We start from the raw sequence: 15,950 nt of genomic DNA on the forward strand, positions 1-15,950 counted from the left end.
GCAGTGAGAGCTGGCCGCCAACGGGGGCCGCGATGGCACTACAAGCTCAGTTGGATTTGGCGCGAAGACCCCAAAGTATCAGCCCGAACGCAATGATGCCGGTTGGCGCGGCCGGATACATTATTGCCTGGATCATCGCTTCCTGGAGGTCGCTTCCACGCACCCCCTGGGCTGCGATCGGTATGATCGAGCCGCCGGCTCCCAAAAACGCCGCCACAACAAATCCCGCGATCGTCGCCAGCGCCGAATAGATAAGGAACCAGAACGCTACTCTTGATGCCGTGGTGCCAAGCCTGAGCATCGGCCACGTCAGTCCCATCGTCAGGAACGAGACTCCGGTAAAGCCGGATAGCGTATGAACCGAACGGCCGAGATTGGGGGCCGCAAGCGCAGGAATGATGAAGCCCTCAAACGACGTGAACAGAAACAGGATAACGCCCAGTTGAAGGAGATGACGTCCTTGGCGTGACAACATTTCCGATGAGTTCATAGCGCCTCCTGTACGATGGGCATTGATCTGCAGAAGCCGTGCAGCCCAGCCAAACCGGCCGCCGGAAGGAACTCCGGGAGAAGGCGGCTTTCCGCGTTCTGGAACGACTGAACAGCTTTGCGTTCTCGGTACCCGCCTGTCGCCCAGCGGTGAACTGTCAGCGTCCTCGCCCGTTACTAGCCGCGGCCTTCCAAATCGTCAGAAGGGGGTTCCATGAATCAAGCCATAAACCAATCGTCGGAGACGACCGCCGGTTCCGCGAGGAGCTTCGTCCGAAGCCTTTGGGGTGTCCGATACCAGGTCAAAGATGTCGACCGCTCGGCTGACTTCTATACAAAACAGCTCGGCTTCAAGCTGGATCGCAAGAATTTGCCTGCCTTTGCTCAGGTCTCGATCGGCAACCTCAAGCTCATCCTCAGCGGCCCCGGCGCGTCGGGTTCGCGTCCGATGCCGAGCGGACATCGTCAGGAGCCCGGGGGGTGGAATCGGGTCGTTCTTGAAGTCGCCGATCTTCCCTCGCGGATCGAGAATTTGAAAACGGCGGGACTTCATTTTCGCAACGAGATGGAGAGCGGACCGGGCGGCAAGCAAATCCTGTTGGAGGATCCGGACGGCAATCCGATCGAACTTTTCGAGCCGGCGCACTAGAGGCGAATTTTGCGGAGCCGGGCTGGCTGATCCTCATCAGCACCGCTTGGACGTGCTCAGAGTTTGGACCATAAGCTGACATCGTTAAATCAGCTTCACCCCCTTTCAAAGCCGTATGCCCGCTCTTGCCGACGATGATGTGGTCGTGCGCGACGGCGCCTGCCGCGGCGGCGCCTTTGTATCAAGCGCCGCAAGCTCATTTTGTGCTACAGGATCTTTTCGAAGTAATATCGACGAATGCCGCCTCCCAGCGTCTTGTTGCTCGCCTGCTCGGCGACGGCTTCGTTCAGCAACCGATATTCCGCGTGCCTATACAGTTCGAGCGCAGCCGGCTGTAATTCAGACGTGCTCAATTCAAGCCTTTTAATGTTAAGCCGACGGCACTCAGCTTCTGCAAATCGCAGCATCGACCGGGCGATCCCGCTACGCCGGGCGGACGGGTCGACATACATGCGACGCAGCTCCATGGCGTCAGACGCTGCGGGTTCAAGGCCAAACATGCCGACGACCTTCGCTTCCCCGAGCGCGACCCAAAAGCCGCCGCCTCGCTCACCGTAGTAAGCGGCGACCCGATCGATTTCCTCGATCAATGAACGAGCGATGTAAGCTTCAAAGGCATCGCGCATATGCGGCGGCGATAGCAGTCGGTTGACGACAATGAATAGCTCGCGCACTTGAGATGCGTCTTCCTCTTGGAACGGTCGGATTGCTACCTCGGTGCTCACGTTCGGTTCTCCCTGACGTCGCCCTTTGCGTACATTCGCGCGGGCGGAGGCGATCCGCGCCGGCGGATGATCGTCCAGATCCAGGCTGCAGCGGCGAGCGCCAGGGCGGCATAAGGGGCCCAGGCTTGCGGCTCTCCCATCGTGCTGAGGGTTATGCCGCTCAAGAGGCACCAGAGAACAGGAATTGGCAGCAGCACTGGCAAAAGCTTGCCGCGGGCCAGCAGCAGAACGCCGAGCGTCGCCATAGCGGTCGGATCCGGCGCGATGCCAAAGACCTCGGACGAGGCCCAGCCGCGTCCCTGTAGCGGCGCCAGCAACGGCTGTCCGGCGAGTGCGAAGCCAAGGATGAGACCCCCTATCCAACCGGCAGGCCCGCGCCGATCGAAGGCGAGACCATCGCGCAACGACCCGATGACGAGCAGCAACACGCCTTCAACGGCGAACGCCGGCGCGACATAGGCGGCTGCCCAATTGATGGTCGCGTAGCGATCCCACAGGAAGGACCACCCGACAAAGGTCCAAAGGAGCATGAGGATGAGCGCGAGCCAGCGTGCCCCGGTTCTCGGCTGCCACGCGATGAGCAGGATGATGGCGAGGCCGGCGGCGAGCGCCAGCACGTGCAGAGGCCAGAGCGCCGCATTGTGCAATTCGAACATGCGCCAATAGACGCGCGGCGAAAACAGCAGGAAGTCCTGTGCCCGGTAGGTCCACCACTCCGACATCAAAGCGCTTTCACGTGGGCCGAGATGCGCTCCCGCATGGCCGGATCAGGCATCGGGCCGGCGGCGGCCGAGAGGTTTTCACGCACGTGCTCGACGCGGGTGGTCGCCGGAATTGCGACGGTGACGGCCGGGTGAGCGAGGATGAACTTCAGGATGAGCTGTGCCCAGCTCGACACCCCGAATTCGCGCGCCCATTCGAGCAGCGGCTCACGCTTGAGGCGGTCAGTCAGCGCGCCCTGCCGGAACGGGCGGTTGACGATCACGGCAATGCCGCGCTCCGACGCCAGCGGCAGTAGCCGCGCCTCCGCCTCGCGATCAACAACGTTGTAGGTGAACTGCACGAAGTCGACAGGCTCGCTCCGCATGATCTGTTCGAGGAGATCGTGACGGCGGCCTTCGGACGTGGTGATTCCAACATAACGCACCGCGCCCGCCGCCTTCATCTGGAAGAGCATCTGCAGATGCGCCTTCCAGGCGAGGAGATTGTGAACCTGAACCAGGTCGAACTTCGGCACCCCCCAGTAGCGACGCGATTGCTCGATCTGGGATGGACCTGCCGCGCCTGAGGACGTCCAGACCTTTTCGGCCGAGAATAGCGCAGAAGGTCGCCCGAGCTTTTGAAGGCCGTAGCCGATCACCGGCTGCGACGAGCCATACATGGGGGAGGAATCGATCATGCGGCCGCCCGCCTCGAAGAAGGCGGCCATGACACCGGCGCATTCGTCCCTAAGCACCGGATCGCCGCCGACGTTGAAGGTGATCCAGGTCCCTAGTCCAACGATCGGTATCTCCTCGCGGGTCGAGGGGATGGCACGGCGGGCGGGCGAGCCCTCCTGGGCGCGCAGAGACACTGGCAGCAGTGTCGCGGCGGCCGCCGCCGCCAGGGAAGCCTGCACGAACGTTCGGCGTGTCGTCCGCATTCGATGCTCCATCATCGCGGCGGGTAAACCGGCGCGCAAGAAATGCGCGAGAGTAACGGTACGCCGCCGCCACCGTCGCAATATGATCAAGGCGCTGGACCAAATATGCAGTCGCGCGACGTCCTCAATCTGCGATGGACAGTTGACATCGCAAAATCACCTTCAGTCCCCTCAAACTTGCGTGACCGTTCTTGCCGAAGATGACGTGGTCGTGCACGGAAAAGCCGAGTGGGTGGCGATCTGGACGGTCGCCTTGATCATATGGATCATCGGCCTGCGACGGCGTGGGAGAAGTGGTTTCCCCTCAACATCGAGTGCATTGATTTCACGAGGATATGCCGGCAGGAGAACCTAGAACGATCCTGCAGCCGAGCCGAGCGCGATGACGACCGTGAGGGCGATGAGCGCGCCGACGATGCCGACCATGACGATGTCGCGATAGCTGCCTCGGTGCGTCGATCCGCAGACTGCGAGCAGCGTAACGACCGCGCCGTTATGGGGCAGGCTGTCGAGCGTACCCGAACCGATCACCGCCACGCGATGCAGCAGCGCGGGATCGAGTCCGATCTCCGCTGCGCGCGTCATGTAGCTCGCTCCGAGTGCGTCGAGCGCGATGGTCAGTCCGCCCGACGCCGAGCCGGTCAAGGCTGCGAGCACGTTGGTGGCGACTGCCAGCGACACCAGCGGTCCGCCGCCGATGCCGAGCACGGCGTCGCGCACCACGGCGAAAGCAGGCATCGCCGCCACCACGGCGCCGAAGCCAACCAGGCTCGCCACGCTCAGCGCCGGCAGCACCGAGGCGTTGGCGCCGGCGTCCATGGTCGCGCGCAGGGCCGGCAGTCGCCGATAGCTGACCGCGAGCACGGTCAGAATCGCGCAGGCAAGCGCCGTGATCACGGCCCACACGCCGCCGACAGCGGCGAGCGACGTCCCGCCCCAGCGGGCCTCGGCGAGAAAGCGGGTGTCGAGTGCCGGCAGGACCAACAACGACATCGCGAGATTGACGGCAATGACGACGATGAGGGGCAGCGCGGCGAGCATGGCCGGAGGCGGCACGTCGGCCGTCTTGCCATGGACGATCTCCGCCGGATCGAACTCGCGCGCGGTGGTGGCGCGTTCGCGCAACTTTTCGTCGGCGGCGAGACGGCCGGACGGCATCGGCGCGCCCTCGCCAAAGCCTTCGCCGTTCATCTTTGCGAGCGCCTCCTGGCGATTGAGCCACCACAGGCCAAAGCCGAGCATGATCAGCGATGCCAGGATGCCGAGGCCGGGCGCGGCAAAGGGCGTGGTGCCGAAGAACGGCATTGGAATCGCGTTCTGGATTGACGGCGTGCCGGGCAGTGCCGACATGGTGAAGGTCGAGGTGCCGAGCACGATAGTTGCCGGCATCAGACGCCGCGGGACGCCGGCCGCACGAAACAGCTCCTGCGCCATCGGCGCCAGCACGAAGAAGGCGACGAACAGACTGACGCCGCCATAGGTGACGAGCGCGCCGGCGAGCACGACCGCCAGTACGGCCCGCTGTGGGCCGAGCCGCTCGGTCATGAAGCTCGCGATCGCGGCGACCGATCCGCTGTCCTCCATCAGCTTGCCGAACAGCGCGCCAAGCAGAAACAGCGGAAAGAACTGGGCCAGAAAGCCCGCCGCGCTGACCATGAAGGTCTGGGTCCAGTGGGCGAGCAGCGGCTCGCGGGAGAACAGCGCTGCGATCAAAGCGGCTAGCGGCGCAAGCAGCAATACGCTCCAGCCCCGGAAGGCGAACGCGATCAAAAGACCGAGTCCGATCAAGATGCCGAGAAGCCCGAACACTGTCATGACTCAGCATTCCGCGAGCAGCGCGTCGAGATCGGTCGTGGATTGCTTGCCGATATCCTCGCCGTGGGCGTTAAGGAATGCGTCGGCGCTCTTGCGGCCCTCTTCCTTCAGCAGCGAGACGAACGCCCACTCGGCGTTGAGCTTCGACGACGCTCCGAACTCCGTGAGCGTGTCGGTCATGATCCGGTGCGTGCGCATGCCGGCCCAGCGCGCGCCTTCGCCGTGCCCGGGGTCCGCCACCTGGCGCAGCAGCGCCATCATGCGCAATTCCTTCATCAGCGGCGAGTTGAAGGAAATCTCGTTGAGCCGGTTGAGGATTTCATTTGCCGTGCGCGGTGGCTCCGGCCGCTCGCGCGGATTGATCTGCACCAAAATGGTGTCGTGCGCATCGCTTTCGCGCACCAGCGGCGTCAGCGTCGGATTGCCGGCATAGCCGCCATCCCAATAGGGTTCGCCATCGATCTCGATCGCATGGAACATGGTCGGCAGGCAGGCCGAGGCAAGCAGGACATCGGCGGTGATCTCCTTGTTGCGGAAGATGCGGCCGCGGCCGGTGCGCACACTGGTCGCAGTGACGAACAGCCTGATCGGTGCGCGGGCCAGCCGGTCGAAATCGATGCTGTCGGCGAGGATGGCGCGCAGCGGATTGAGGCCAAGTGGATTGAGATCATAGGGCGAAACAACGCGGGCCATCAGGTCCATGGCGATGTAGGCGGGCGAGGTGTCGAGCGTCCAGCGACCCATCAGCCGGTCGAGCGGCGAGCGCTGCAGCGGGCTGAACGCCGCAGCCTGCGACACCCGCCGCCAATAGGTCGCGAGCGCCGCCCGCGCACCTTCGGCTCCGCCTTGCGTCCATCCGTCGGCCACCAGGACTGCATTCATCGCGCCCGCCGACGTGCCGGAGATCGCTTCGATCCGCAGCCACGGCTCCTCGATCAGCCGGTCGAGCACACCCCAGGTGAACGCGCCGTGGGAGCCACCACCTTGCAAAGCGAGGTCAACCAGCACAGGTTCGCGCGCTGTTTCGTCCATCGTCACCCTCGTCGGTCGGAGATGAAACGACACTCAACCCAGGACGCTGCTACATCCCTCTCGACCTTTCGTAGGATCGACGCAGCAACGCGAACAGGCTGCCACCCGTCGCCGCGCCCAGCAGGTAGGCGACGGCGACCAGCAGCGCGAGGGGCACGCGGGCATTGATGCCGAGGAAAGACATGGTGACGACCTCGAAGTTCTGCACCGCGAAGATGACGGTCGCAGCGACGAACAGAATGATGACGGCGAGGTAGATCCAGCGCATGGCGCCTCCCTTTCGTCGATTGAGAGACTGCGCCGCGCGCAGTCCGCCAAACTTGCCTCAGCGAGGGCGGCGCAAGCCGAAGCCGAGTCCGATCCAGCCAGCGCCGGCCATGATGAGATCGATGCCGAGGAACAGGCCGAGGATATAGAGGCTCGACACCGGCCAGCGCGCCAGGATCAGCAGGCCGAGTACAAGCGTGATCACACCGGAAAGCACCACCCAGATCCAGGGTGTTTCCCGCTTCATGCTGAACGCCAGCACGATCCGCATGATGCCCGAGACCACCAGCGATGCGCCGAGGATGAGGGTGAGCAGCGCCGCGGCGAGCAGCGGATTCTGGAACGTGACGAAGCCGGCGATGATGTAGAGCACGCCGAGCAGGGCCCAGAGCAGGAATTTACCCCAACTCCTGATTTGGAAGGCGCTAAAGACCTCGGCGACACCGGCGATAATCATCATCATGCCAACGACGAGGACGCTCGCGACGGTGGCCATCGCGACGCTACCCAGCGCGATAAATCCGGCGATGAGATAGACGACGCCGAGTGCGATGATCCAGCCCGACTTGGCGCGCAGCGGCACCATATCCGAACCGGCCTGAGGGCTTTTCACAGTGTCTGAAGTGCTGGTCATGACGGTCCTCCGATACGAAAAACCTATCCGACGTTAGTTTGTCGGTCCCTCGACGCGACGGCACGCGGCGCAGAATGTTCGACGCTCAGGTACTAGCACAACTGCGCGTTGCGATCACCTGATTTCAATATCGTCGGTCGTGATTTTATCGTGCGAGGTCTCGCCGCGGCATGATGCTGGCCGCCTCGTCGGGATAGGCGATCACCGAGCGGTGGCGGTACGCTGGATCAGCCGCCTGTTGGGGCAAACATCCACTCCATTTGGCCCGGTGCAGACTTGTCTCAACGGCTTTGTGCGATCGCACCTGGCCAATAACAATAAGAAGCTAAAGCACGATGGCGGCTCGGCCGTGCCATCGCGCTTTAGTCGTCGCGTCAATCGAACAGCACCCTGGTTCGCACCTCGTTGCGGGCCAAACTGTTGATTTCAGCAAGCGCCATCGCGCCCCTCAGTTCCTCGAGCCAGTCCAGAAATTTGTCAACCAAGTGCTCCGGGCTCATCGAAAGAGCCGCGACCCTCATCCGCTCTGCTAGCTGATTCATCATCGATCCCCCTCATTCGAGGATGAGCTACCCCCTCTCATCCGATGAACCACTCTCTCACGCGTTCGCCAAAGCGCGAAGCGGATAGTTAATAGATGGTAAATGCAGGCGATAGCTAGATCAGCTTCATCCCTTTCAGGCTCGCATGCCCGCTCTTGCCGACGATGATGTGGTCGTGCACGGAAATGCCGAGCGGGGTGGCGATCTGCACGATCGCCTTGGTCATGTGGATATCAGCCTGCGACGGGGTCGGATCGCCCGAGGGATGGTTGTGCACCAGGATCAGCGCGGTCGCCGACAGTTCGAGCGCGCGCTTGATCACCTCGCGCGGATAGACCGGCGTGTGGTCGACGGTGCCGGTCTGCTGGATTTCGTCCGCGATCAACTGGTTGCGCTTGTCGAGGAAGAGCAGGCGGAACTGCTCCTTGTCGGCAAACGCCATCCCGCTCCGGCAATAATCGATCACGTCGTTCCAGGACGACAGTGCGATCTTGCGCCTGATCTCGCCCTTCGCCACCCGGCTTGCGGCGGCCGCGAGCAATTTGATCTGGTTGATCGAGGCCTCGCCGATGCCGTCGACCTCGCGCAGGCGGGCAACCGGCGCGTGGATGACTTCGGCGAACGAGCCGAATTTTTTCAACAACGCTTTCGCCAGCGGCTTGGTGTCGCGCCGGGGCAGGGCCGGGAATAGCGCCATCTCCAGCAGTTCGTAATCGCTCAGCGCTTCCGGTCCCGCACTATAAAAGCGCTCGCGCAGCCGCTCGCGATGGCCGTGATAATGCGGCGTCTCGGCGGCGGGTTGAATGGGGCTGTCGTTGGATTTGGCGGGCATCGCCGCTAACCATGCCGCAGCGGCCAGCTTTTGCAATCACGAATTGTGGAAAATCCAGTGCATGGGCGACTGCCTTGGGCCTGCGCGGGCGCGGCGCGCTTCGGCCCAACTACGTCGTAACCAGCGGCTTCTCACCGTTGCGCTCTGACAACGTGAAGATTTCGACGCCGTTGGCGGTCACGCCGACCGAATGCTCGAACTGCGCCGACAGCGAGCGGTCGCGCGTCACCGCGGTCCAGCCGTCGGACAGGATTTTTACATGCGGCTTGCCGAGATTGATCATCGGCTCGATGGTGAAGAACATGCCGGGCTTCAGCATCACGCCTTCGCCGGGCCGGCCGATATGGATGATGTTCGGCTCGTCATGGAACATGCGCCCGAGGCCGTGGCCGCAGAAATCGCGCACCACGCTCATGCCCTGCGGCTCGACAAAACTCTGGATGGCGTGGCCGATGTCGCCGGTGGTGGCGCCGGGCTTCACCGCGGCGATGCCGCGCATCATGGCTTCATAGGTCACTTCAATCAGCCGCTCGGCCTTGCGCGCGACCGGGCCGATCACATACATGCGGCTGGAATCGCCGTACCAGCCGTCGACGATCAAGGTAACGTCGATATTGACGATGTCGCCTTCCTTCAGCGCGCGGTCGCCGGGCATGCCGTGGCAGACGACGTGATTGATCGAGGTGCAGGTCGAATAACGGTAGCCGCGGTACATCAGCGTCGCCGGATAGGCGCCATGGCTGAAGGCGAAGTCGCGGACGAAGTCGTCGATCCGTGATGTCGGAACGCCCGCCTTGACGATGTCGGTGAGCTCGTCGAGGCACTTGGCGACCAGTGCCCCCGCTTTGCGCATGCCGGCGAACCCGCTCGCGCCATGCAGCTTGATCTGGCCGGTTTTTCGCAAGGAGGTATCTGACGCTTCGATATAGCTCATGGGCGGGTCATGCTTTGGCGAACAGGAATAGTTGATAATGGTCTAATTTAGTGATCGGAGCGGTCAGCGGCAAGCCGGGGTTGAGGTGCCGGAGACTCTAAAAAAGCTTGCATCTAGCCGGAAACTTCCACCACGGGCTCGACCGGCAGCGCACCGCCGCGGACGCGGATTTCGCGGACCGGATAGGGAACACGGATCCCCTCGCGCTTGAAGGCGTCCCACAGCGCCAGCATCACCTCGCTCTTCACGTTGTCCAGGCCGTCGGGGTCGGGCAGCCAGAAGGTCAGGGAGAACTTCATCCCGATCTCGGCGAATTCGGTCAGGATACAGTTCGGCGGCTTGTTCTTGATGGCGCGCGGCACCGCGCCGGCAATATCGATGGCCAGCTTGCACACCGCCCGCGGATCGGCGTCGTAATTGGTGCTGAACAGCACCTTCACCAGCGTGTTCTTGTCGGTATAGGTCCAGTTCACGACCTTCTGCGTCACCAGATCCTCGTTCGGGATCAGGAACTCGCGGCCGTCGCCGGCGGCAACCGAGATGTAGCGCGTCTTCATCGTGCTGATGCGGCCGGTGTTGTCGCCGATGGTGACGAGGTCGCCCGGTTTCACCGATTTGTCGACCAGCAGGATGATGCCGCTGATGAAGTTGGCCACGATCTTCTGCAGGCCGAGGCCGATACCGACGCCAGCCGCCCCGGTGAACACCGCGAGCGCCGCGAGGTTGATGCCGACCGCGCTCAAGGCGACCGCAACGGCAAATACCATCAGCGTCAGCCGGACGATCTTGACCAGCAGCACCTGGATCGACGGGGTCAGATCGCCGGATCGGGTGATCCGGCCTTCCACGAAATTGCTGGCGATGTTGGTCAGCCACAGCGCCACGATCAGGAGCGCGCCGAGCTTGATCAGCAGCAGCGGTGTCAGCCGCAGGTCACCGAGCACGATCGAGACCGAGTCGAGCGCTTCGATCACCGGCTCGAGCTGGCCCAGGATGCTCAAGGCCACCACCAGCCATGCCGATATCGACACCAGCCGGACCACAAAGGTATTGCGGATTACCGAGGTAACCAGGTTGATGACCAGCCACGCGACGGCGAGCTTGGCGGCCACCGCGAGCAGATAGCTGCGGCTCGGCCAGGTCGACGCCGTCATGACGCCGCGCGCCAGCATCATCAGCACCGCGAACACCGCCGTCGACGTACTGCCGACCAGAACGCGGATGAACAGCCGGAGCGGCGCCGGCCACCCCATCGCAACCGACGATACGTCGATCCTGGAGCGGACCGCCGCGCCGCCGGCCCAGGCGAGCCCGGCCGCAGTCAGGATCAGCCCGAGCTGCAGATAGAACCAGGGCGAGGTGACCTCCGCACCGACCGATCGCGCGGCGTTGTGCAGGGTCTCGATGATCTCGTTCAAATCCATCGGCAAAATCTCGTTCGAGGCCACCCGGCCTCATCAGGCACAAATTGATTCGCGCGTAGCAGGCAGATTCCCACAAGCGGCGTGCGGATGCCATCGATACGCAGCTACGGGGATAGGTCAGGCCCGTAAATCGGGCACATTGCCGCTATCGAAGAAATGGGTTGGCGTTCAACTGTGGCAACGATAAGGAAGGATGCAATTGCAGGTATTTGCGGCGATTGCGAAGGTTATTGCGGAGGTTCATGGCTTCTCTCGACTCGGTCAGCATAGCCATCTTTCTGGGCGCCATCCTGGTGATGGCGGGCATCCTGTCGAGCCTGCTCGCGCTGCGCTTCGGGGCGCCGCTGCTGCTGGTGTTCCTCCTGATCGGCATGCTGGCGGGCGACGCCGGGCCGGGCCAGCTCTCCTTCGATGACGTCCGCACCACCTACCTGGTGGGATCGGTGGCGCTGGCGCTGATCCTGTTCGACGGCGGCCTGCGGACCAAGTTTCAAAGCATCCGTATCGTGCTGGGGCCATCGATGGTGCTGGCAACCATCGGCGTGCTGCTCACCGCTCTGATTGCCGCGCCGGCCGCCAAATATGCGCTCGATCTGAACTGGACCGAGTCGCTGCTGGTCGGCGCCGTGGTGGCATCGACCGATGCCGCGGCGGTGTTCCTGCTCGTGCACACCCAGGGCCTGCGCCTGCGCCCCCGTGTCGGCGCGACCCTGGAAGCCGAATCCGGTACCAACGACCCGTTTGCGATCTTTCTCACCCTGATGCTGGTCGAATTCATTTCACTCGGTGAAAGCTCGCCCGCGCATGTTGTCATGGAGCTCGCGCGCGAAGGCCTGCTCGGCGCCGTCGTCGGTGTGACCGGTGGCCGTCTGGTGGTGCTGGCGCTCAATCGCATGGCGCTGCCGCAAGGCCTGCATGCGCCCTTTGTCACGACCGCCGCGCTGGTGATCTTCGGCGTGTCGCAGATCTCGCACGCCTCGGGATTTCTCGCGGTCTATCTCGCCGGCATCATCGTCGGCAACCGGCCGACGCGCGCGCACAATTCGGTGGTGACGTTTCTCGACGCCGCGACCTGGCTGGCGCAGATCGTGATGTTCGTTCTGCTGGGCCTTCTGGCGTCACCGCAGCGCCTGCTGGACAGCGTGGGTCCCTCGGTGATCGTGGCGCTGGTGCTGATGCTGGTGGCGCGGCCGCTCGCGGTGCTCGTGTGCCTGGCGCCGTTCCGGTTCAACTGGCGGGAAAAGATTTTCATCGCCTGGACCGGCCTGCGCGGGGCGGTTGCGATTTTTCTCGCTTCGATCCCGATGCTGGTCGGACTGTCGAAGGCCTATCTCTATTTCGACGTCGCCTTTGTCGTGGTTGTCATCTCGCTGCTGCTGCAGGGCTGGACGCTGGCGCCGGCGGCACGGTGGCTGCACGTGGCGCTGCCGCGTGTCGACCGCGGTCCGCGGCGCGTCGAGCTGGACCTGCCGGGCCAGCTCGAGCAGCAACTGGTCGGCTATCCGGTACGGCCGAAGAGTCTCTACTTCCGCCGCGGCCTGCTCCCGTCCTGGTCGAAGCCGACGCTGGTGATCCGCGATGAGCGGATTCTCTCGCCCGTCGAGGCCGACCCGGTTGCGGCCGGCGATTACATCTATCTGCTGGCGCCGCCTGAAAAGGCCGAGGCGCTGGACCGCTTCTTCGTCGACATGGCGCCGAGCTCGGCGCCCGACCCGCATCTGCTCGGCGACTTCATGGTCTCAGGCGAGCACACGCTCGGCGAACTGGCCGAGATCTACGGCGTCACCGTCGGGGAAGAGCAGGCGAAGCTGACGCTGGCCGATTATTTCGACATTCATCTCGACCAGGCGCCCAAGGCAGGCACTGAGCTTGTGCTGGATCCCATCGTGCTGGTCGCGCGCAGCATCGGCGGCGGGCGGGTCAATGTGGTCGGCCTTCGGCTGCCCGAAGAGGAGGAGCAGGTAGTGCCCTTGACGCGCACGCAGCAGGCCAAGCGCAAGCTCGCGGAGATCTGGTCGTCGGTGGCGGGGGTCTAGTTGCCCGCTGCGCATCGCGCAGCCGACCGTCAGGCGCCTTCGACAATGATAAAATCGGCATCGGCATATTGCTGGCGGATCGCTCGCGCTTTCTGGTACTCTGCGCTCCGGTAGCAGACCATCGCCGTTTCGTAATCGGCGAACTCCACGACGACGTTGCGATCGCGCGCCTGGCCTTCCATCAGTTCGAATTGGCCGCCGCGCACGATGAATTTCGCCCCGAATTTCTCGAAGGCCGGCCGAGCCGCGGCGAGATAATCAGGGTATCGTTCGGGCTGCCGAACGCTGACGCGCACGATCCAGTAGGCTTTGGACATGATCAATCTCCGTGTTCAGGTTCAGGCGACGGCAGGCACGTCGGATGGTTCAGCCGCGCTGCCAAGGCGACGACTGCTGCGATCAACCGTGCAAACGCCGCCCGAACAGCCGCTGCCTGTGCGGCCCGCGCTTCCCGGATGAGCTTTTCTTTCATCGCGGAATAGTCGGCGGGCGACATCAGGCGGATTTCGGGGGCGCCGGCCTCGGACCGGCTCTTGACCTGCATCATCGGCTCCGTCGTTCGCGCTGCGCCGCCTTGAAACGCCGCGATGCGATGGCTTTACGACGCAAAGATAATCACATAAAATGAATTATAATGATAAATATGATCTCTATGAGAGATAGATGGACCTGTCCGATCTGAAGATATTCAGCGCCGTGGTTCGCGAAGGCAGCGTGACCAGGGCCGCGCAGCGGCTGTATCGCGTTCAATCCAATGTGACCACGCGCATCCGACAGCTCGAAGACGATATCGGCGTTGCACTCTTCATTCGCGAAGGAAAGCGCCTGCATCTGTCGCCGGCCGGACAGGTGTTGCTGGACTACGCGGATCGGCTCCTCGCGCTCGCCGAAGAGGCGCGCCATGCGGTGCAGGATCCACGGCCGCGCGGCACCTTCCGTCTGGGTGCAATGGAAAGCACCGCCGCCGTCCGCTTGCCCGGACCGCTGAACGAGTATCATCGGCTCTATCCGGACGTGGCCCTCGAACTTCGTACCGGGAATCCGCCGGCGCTTTCAACGGCGCTGCTGGCCCATGAACTCGATGCGGCGCTCGTGACCTTGCCGATTGCGGAAGCGCTGTTCGAGAAGGTGGCGGTGTTCGAGGAAGAACCCGTCATCGTTTCCGCCGCCGACACGCCGGCGATTGGCAAAGGCAAAAATCCGTACTTTCCGCGCACTATCATCGCGTTCGAGCATGGCTGCCCGCACCGCAAGCGATTGGAGGACTGGTATGCGCTTCGCGATCAAATGCCGAATCGAACGATAGAGCTGGGTTCCTATCACGCCATGCTCGGATGCGTCGTCGCCGGCATGGGCGTTGCGCTGCTGCCGAGAAGCGTGCTGACGACATTTCCGGAAAGCCGGAGGTTGAAGGTCCATCGGCTGCCGCCGGGTGAGAACCGCGCCGATACCTACCTGATCTGGCGCAAGGGAGCCGATTCGCCCAAGGTGCAGGCGCTGCGGGATTTGCTGACGAAGCAACGCGCGGGGCTGGAAAGGAAAGCGATACAGTGAGGGAAAGGCCCGAGCCGTTGGCCGGGGCCTTTCCATTCAAGTGCCGTGCGGCATCAATAGATGTCGGGAGCGCAAACGTTGACGGTGCGCGGACCGTAGGCGGTGAAGATCGTCTTGTAGCAGCTTCCGCCGACATAGAACGACGACCCAAAGTGGCGATGGCCCCAGTAACCATGTCCACCATGGCCGCCGAAATGCATGCCGCTGCCGCCATGCCCATGACCTCCGTGCCCATGACCGCCGCCGGCGGACGCAGGAGCAACCGCAGCCGCGGTCAGAGCGAAAGCCGCTACGGCAGCGAGGGAAATCTTGCGAAACATTTGTGTTCTCCATTCCAGGCGTGATTGCCTGACATGCTGATAAGACGTGTCCGATGCGGAGGAAGTTCGAGGGATTTTTATGAACCGGTGTTCAGGTGTGACTTACAGCACGTAGCAAGCGTTCGATGCCCTCACCCGAGTGATCAGGAAGCGCGATCCTGCGCAGGTCGTCGGTGCGATCTGTGCCGGCGTGCCCGCCACGGACCGCGACCCTTGAAAACTCGGCGCCTGGCGTTGTGCCAGGAATCACTCTTCCAGCGTAAATCCAACGCGCAGCGTGACCTGATAATGCCGAACGGACCCGTTTTCGATATGGCCTCTGGTTTGCACGACTTCGAACCACTTCATTTCGCGAATGGTTTTTGAGGCGCGGGTGATGGCGTTCTGCACGGCGTCCTCAATGCTTTTTTCGGAAGATCCGACGAGATCCAGGATCTTGTAAACGTGATCCTTCGTTCCAGTGGCAACTGGCATAGCTAACCTCCATTGCGGCGATGGGCTTACTTCCTTCTCCCAAGGTTTTAGTCCGATCGGGAGTGAGCTCTTGTTCTGAACGAGTTCTCGACCCCTTCAGTTCCAAGCCTTCTGGCGCGTAGGGCGGATTGGAGTGGAAGGCGTAATCCGCCGTTTGCGGCTCCAATGCCACATCCGCTGTGCTATCCTGCGACCGATGCCGAAATGATCGTAGTGAATACAATCGGCGCACAGGCTTAAAGCGGCGGATTACGCCTTGGGCTCCAATCCGCCCTACGAGTTGTGTGCTCAATTTGCCCGACCGGGCAAATCAGTGAGCGCTTCGGCCCACGGTCGCACGGTCTCGCTTCCAAAAACACCACCAAACCCGCTGCGCGCAAAATCGAATTTCGGCAGCCATTTCAACGTGATTTTGGTCGTCCAGATTGCGCAGCAAAAATATACCGCTTCTCATTCCCCCCAAATCAGCTCCATCTTCGCGCCATCCCGCCTCATCGAAGAGGGGCGTACGCGTCGTCACGATACGTGGAGTGCGGGTTGCGGTGGACGCGATGGCGTTGCGCGCGCGAGATGTTGCAGGG

At 62.9% G+C, this 15,950-nt stretch carries 19 protein-coding genes; 3 read left to right on the forward strand and 16 right to left on the reverse strand.

The annotated features are described in order from the left end of the window. Positions 1-46: 46 nt before the first annotated feature. On the reverse strand, positions 47-490 hold the full coding sequence (locus tag V1288_RS13945; RefSeq protein ID WP_334357574.1) for a hypothetical protein: 444 nt from the start codon (positions 488-490) through the stop codon (positions 47-49). A 213-nt stretch (positions 491-703) separates the two neighbouring features. Between V1288_RS13945 and V1288_RS13950 the strand changes: the two genes are divergently transcribed. Then, complete coding sequence (locus V1288_RS13950) at positions 704-1,138, forward strand: VOC family protein (protein WP_334357575.1); 435 nt, start codon at positions 704-706, stop codon at positions 1,136-1,138. A 206-nt stretch (positions 1,139-1,344) separates the two neighbouring features. On the opposite strand, the gene V1288_RS13955 is transcribed toward V1288_RS13950, so the two are convergent. From V1288_RS13955 to V1288_RS14005, 11 genes are all read right to left on the reverse strand, one after another. Continuing rightward, positions 1,345-1,863: a GNAT family N-acetyltransferase gene (locus V1288_RS13955; protein ID WP_334357576.1), complete on the reverse strand. Its 519-nt coding sequence runs from the start codon at positions 1,861-1,863 to the stop codon at positions 1,345-1,347. Further along, positions 1,860-2,585 (reverse strand): DUF6064 family protein, encoded by a 726-nt coding sequence (locus tag V1288_RS13960; RefSeq protein ID WP_334357577.1) that lies wholly within the window; start codon positions 2,583-2,585, stop codon positions 1,860-1,862. Before V1288_RS13960 ends, V1288_RS13955 begins: the two co-directional genes overlap by 4 nt. After that, positions 2,585-3,505 carry an aldo/keto reductase gene (locus V1288_RS13965; protein ID WP_334357578.1) on the reverse strand — a complete coding sequence of 307 codons (921 nt, stop codon included), beginning with the start codon at positions 3,503-3,505 and terminating at the stop codon, positions 2,585-2,587. Before V1288_RS13965 ends, V1288_RS13960 begins: the two co-directional genes overlap by 1 nt. 351 nt (positions 3,506-3,856) lie before the next feature. Beyond that, positions 3,857-5,320: a GntP family permease gene (locus tag V1288_RS13970; RefSeq protein WP_334357579.1), complete on the reverse strand. Its 1,464-nt coding sequence runs from the start codon at positions 5,318-5,320 to the stop codon at positions 3,857-3,859. Between the two features lie 3 nt (positions 5,321-5,323). Further along, complete coding sequence (locus tag V1288_RS13975; protein ID WP_334357580.1) at positions 5,324-6,352, reverse strand: patatin-like phospholipase family protein; 1,029 nt, start codon at positions 6,350-6,352, stop codon at positions 5,324-5,326. A 49-nt stretch (positions 6,353-6,401) separates the two neighbouring features. Beyond that, a complete protein-coding gene (locus V1288_RS13980) occupies positions 6,402-6,620 on the reverse strand; it encodes a hypothetical protein (protein WP_334357581.1) in 219 nt (72 codons plus the stop codon). A 57-nt stretch (positions 6,621-6,677) separates the two neighbouring features. Further along, the gene (locus tag V1288_RS13985) at positions 6,678-7,253 is read right to left on the reverse strand and encodes an HdeD family acid-resistance protein (RefSeq protein ID WP_334357582.1); all 576 of its coding nucleotides are present in this window, start codon (positions 7,251-7,253) and stop codon (positions 6,678-6,680) included. Positions 7,254-7,627: 374 nt separating this feature from the next. Continuing rightward, positions 7,628-7,798, reverse strand: a complete 171-nt coding sequence (locus tag V1288_RS13990; RefSeq protein WP_334357583.1) for a hypothetical protein — start codon at positions 7,796-7,798, stop codon at positions 7,628-7,630. Between the two features lie 112 nt (positions 7,799-7,910). Continuing rightward, positions 7,911-8,627, reverse strand: a complete 717-nt coding sequence (gene radC / locus V1288_RS13995; protein WP_334357584.1) for a RadC family protein — start codon at positions 8,625-8,627, stop codon at positions 7,911-7,913. Positions 8,628-8,736: 109 nt separating this feature from the next. After that, positions 8,737-9,561: a type I methionyl aminopeptidase gene (gene map, locus V1288_RS14000; protein WP_334357585.1), complete on the reverse strand. Its 825-nt coding sequence runs from the start codon at positions 9,559-9,561 to the stop codon at positions 8,737-8,739. A 113-nt stretch (positions 9,562-9,674) separates the two neighbouring features. Then, entirely contained in the window at positions 9,675-10,985 is a 1,311-nt protein-coding gene (locus tag V1288_RS14005; RefSeq protein WP_334357586.1) for a mechanosensitive ion channel family protein, read from the reverse strand. Between the two features lie 242 nt (positions 10,986-11,227). Between V1288_RS14005 and V1288_RS14010 the strand changes: the two genes are divergently transcribed. Beyond that, positions 11,228-13,021, forward strand: coding sequence for a potassium/proton antiporter (locus V1288_RS14010; RefSeq protein ID WP_334357587.1), 1,794 nt, complete (start codon positions 11,228-11,230; stop codon positions 13,019-13,021). A gap of 29 nt (positions 13,022-13,050) precedes the next feature. On the opposite strand, the gene V1288_RS14015 is transcribed toward V1288_RS14010, so the two are convergent. Both V1288_RS14015 and V1288_RS14020 read right to left on the reverse strand, forming a co-directional pair. Continuing rightward, positions 13,051-13,338, reverse strand: a complete 288-nt coding sequence (locus V1288_RS14015; protein WP_334357588.1) for a DUF1330 domain-containing protein — start codon at positions 13,336-13,338, stop codon at positions 13,051-13,053. Positions 13,339-13,340: 2 nt separating this feature from the next. Beyond that, the gene (locus tag V1288_RS14020) at positions 13,341-13,565 is read right to left on the reverse strand and encodes a hypothetical protein (RefSeq protein ID WP_334357589.1); all 225 of its coding nucleotides are present in this window, start codon (positions 13,563-13,565) and stop codon (positions 13,341-13,343) included. Between the two features lie 119 nt (positions 13,566-13,684). Between V1288_RS14020 and V1288_RS14025 the strand changes: the two genes are divergently transcribed. Beyond that, entirely contained in the window at positions 13,685-14,575 is an 891-nt protein-coding gene (locus tag V1288_RS14025; RefSeq protein WP_334357590.1) for a LysR family transcriptional regulator, read from the forward strand. A gap of 53 nt (positions 14,576-14,628) precedes the next feature. On the opposite strand, the gene V1288_RS14030 is transcribed toward V1288_RS14025, so the two are convergent. Both V1288_RS14030 and V1288_RS14035 read right to left on the reverse strand, forming a co-directional pair. Next, positions 14,629-14,895: a sulfur globule protein precursor gene (locus tag V1288_RS14030; RefSeq protein WP_334357591.1), complete on the reverse strand. Its 267-nt coding sequence runs from the start codon at positions 14,893-14,895 to the stop codon at positions 14,629-14,631. Between the two features lie 246 nt (positions 14,896-15,141). Beyond that, positions 15,142-15,369 (reverse strand): dodecin, encoded by a 228-nt coding sequence (locus V1288_RS14035; protein WP_334357592.1) that lies wholly within the window; start codon positions 15,367-15,369, stop codon positions 15,142-15,144. Positions 15,370-15,950 lie beyond the last annotated feature (581 nt).

The sequence above is a fragment of the Bradyrhizobium sp. AZCC 2176 genome (assembly GCF_036924645.1).
Taxonomy (GTDB): Bacteria; Pseudomonadota; Alphaproteobacteria; order Rhizobiales; family Xanthobacteraceae; genus Bradyrhizobium.

Excerpts from the sequence above, each read along its gene's own strand:
- V1288_RS13945 (WP_334357574.1), bottom strand. The coding sequence starts at position 490 with ATGAACTCATCGGAAATGTTGTCACGCCAAGGACGTCATCTCCTTCAA.
- V1288_RS13950 (WP_334357575.1), top strand. The coding sequence starts at position 704 with ATGAATCAAGCCATAAACCAATCGTCGGAGACGACCGCCGGTTCCGCG.
- V1288_RS13960 (WP_334357577.1), bottom strand. The coding sequence starts at position 2,585 with ATGTCGGAGTGGTGGACCTACCGGGCACAGGACTTCCTGCTGTTTTCG.
- V1288_RS13965 (WP_334357578.1), bottom strand. The coding sequence starts at position 3,505 with ATGCGGACGACACGCCGAACGTTCGTGCAGGCTTCCCTGGCGGCGGCG.
- V1288_RS13970 (WP_334357579.1), bottom strand. The coding sequence starts at position 5,320 with ATGACAGTGTTCGGGCTTCTCGGCATCTTGATCGGACTCGGTCTTTTG.
- V1288_RS13975 (WP_334357580.1), bottom strand. The coding sequence starts at position 6,352 with ATGGACGAAACAGCGCGCGAACCTGTGCTGGTTGACCTCGCTTTGCAA.
- V1288_RS13980 (WP_334357581.1), bottom strand. The coding sequence starts at position 6,620 with ATGCGCTGGATCTACCTCGCCGTCATCATTCTGTTCGTCGCTGCGACC.
- V1288_RS13985 (WP_334357582.1), bottom strand. The coding sequence starts at position 7,253 with ATGACCAGCACTTCAGACACTGTGAAAAGCCCTCAGGCCGGTTCGGAT.
- V1288_RS13990 (WP_334357583.1), bottom strand. The coding sequence starts at position 7,798 with ATGATGAATCAGCTAGCAGAGCGGATGAGGGTCGCGGCTCTTTCGATG.
- radC (WP_334357584.1), bottom strand. The coding sequence starts at position 8,627 with ATGCCCGCCAAATCCAACGACAGCCCCATTCAACCCGCCGCCGAGACG.
- map (WP_334357585.1), bottom strand. The coding sequence starts at position 9,561 with ATGAGCTATATCGAAGCGTCAGATACCTCCTTGCGAAAAACCGGCCAG.
- V1288_RS14005 (WP_334357586.1), bottom strand. The coding sequence starts at position 10,985 with ATGGATTTGAACGAGATCATCGAGACCCTGCACAACGCCGCGCGATCG.
- V1288_RS14010 (WP_334357587.1), top strand. The coding sequence starts at position 11,228 with ATGGCTTCTCTCGACTCGGTCAGCATAGCCATCTTTCTGGGCGCCATC.
- V1288_RS14015 (WP_334357588.1), bottom strand. The coding sequence starts at position 13,338 with ATGTCCAAAGCCTACTGGATCGTGCGCGTCAGCGTTCGGCAGCCCGAA.
- V1288_RS14020 (WP_334357589.1), bottom strand. The coding sequence starts at position 13,565 with ATGCAGGTCAAGAGCCGGTCCGAGGCCGGCGCCCCCGAAATCCGCCTG.
- V1288_RS14025 (WP_334357590.1), top strand. The coding sequence starts at position 13,685 with ATGGACCTGTCCGATCTGAAGATATTCAGCGCCGTGGTTCGCGAAGGC.
- V1288_RS14030 (WP_334357591.1), bottom strand. The coding sequence starts at position 14,895 with ATGTTTCGCAAGATTTCCCTCGCTGCCGTAGCGGCTTTCGCTCTGACC.
- V1288_RS14035 (WP_334357592.1), bottom strand. The coding sequence starts at position 15,369 with ATGCCAGTTGCCACTGGAACGAAGGATCACGTTTACAAGATCCTGGAT.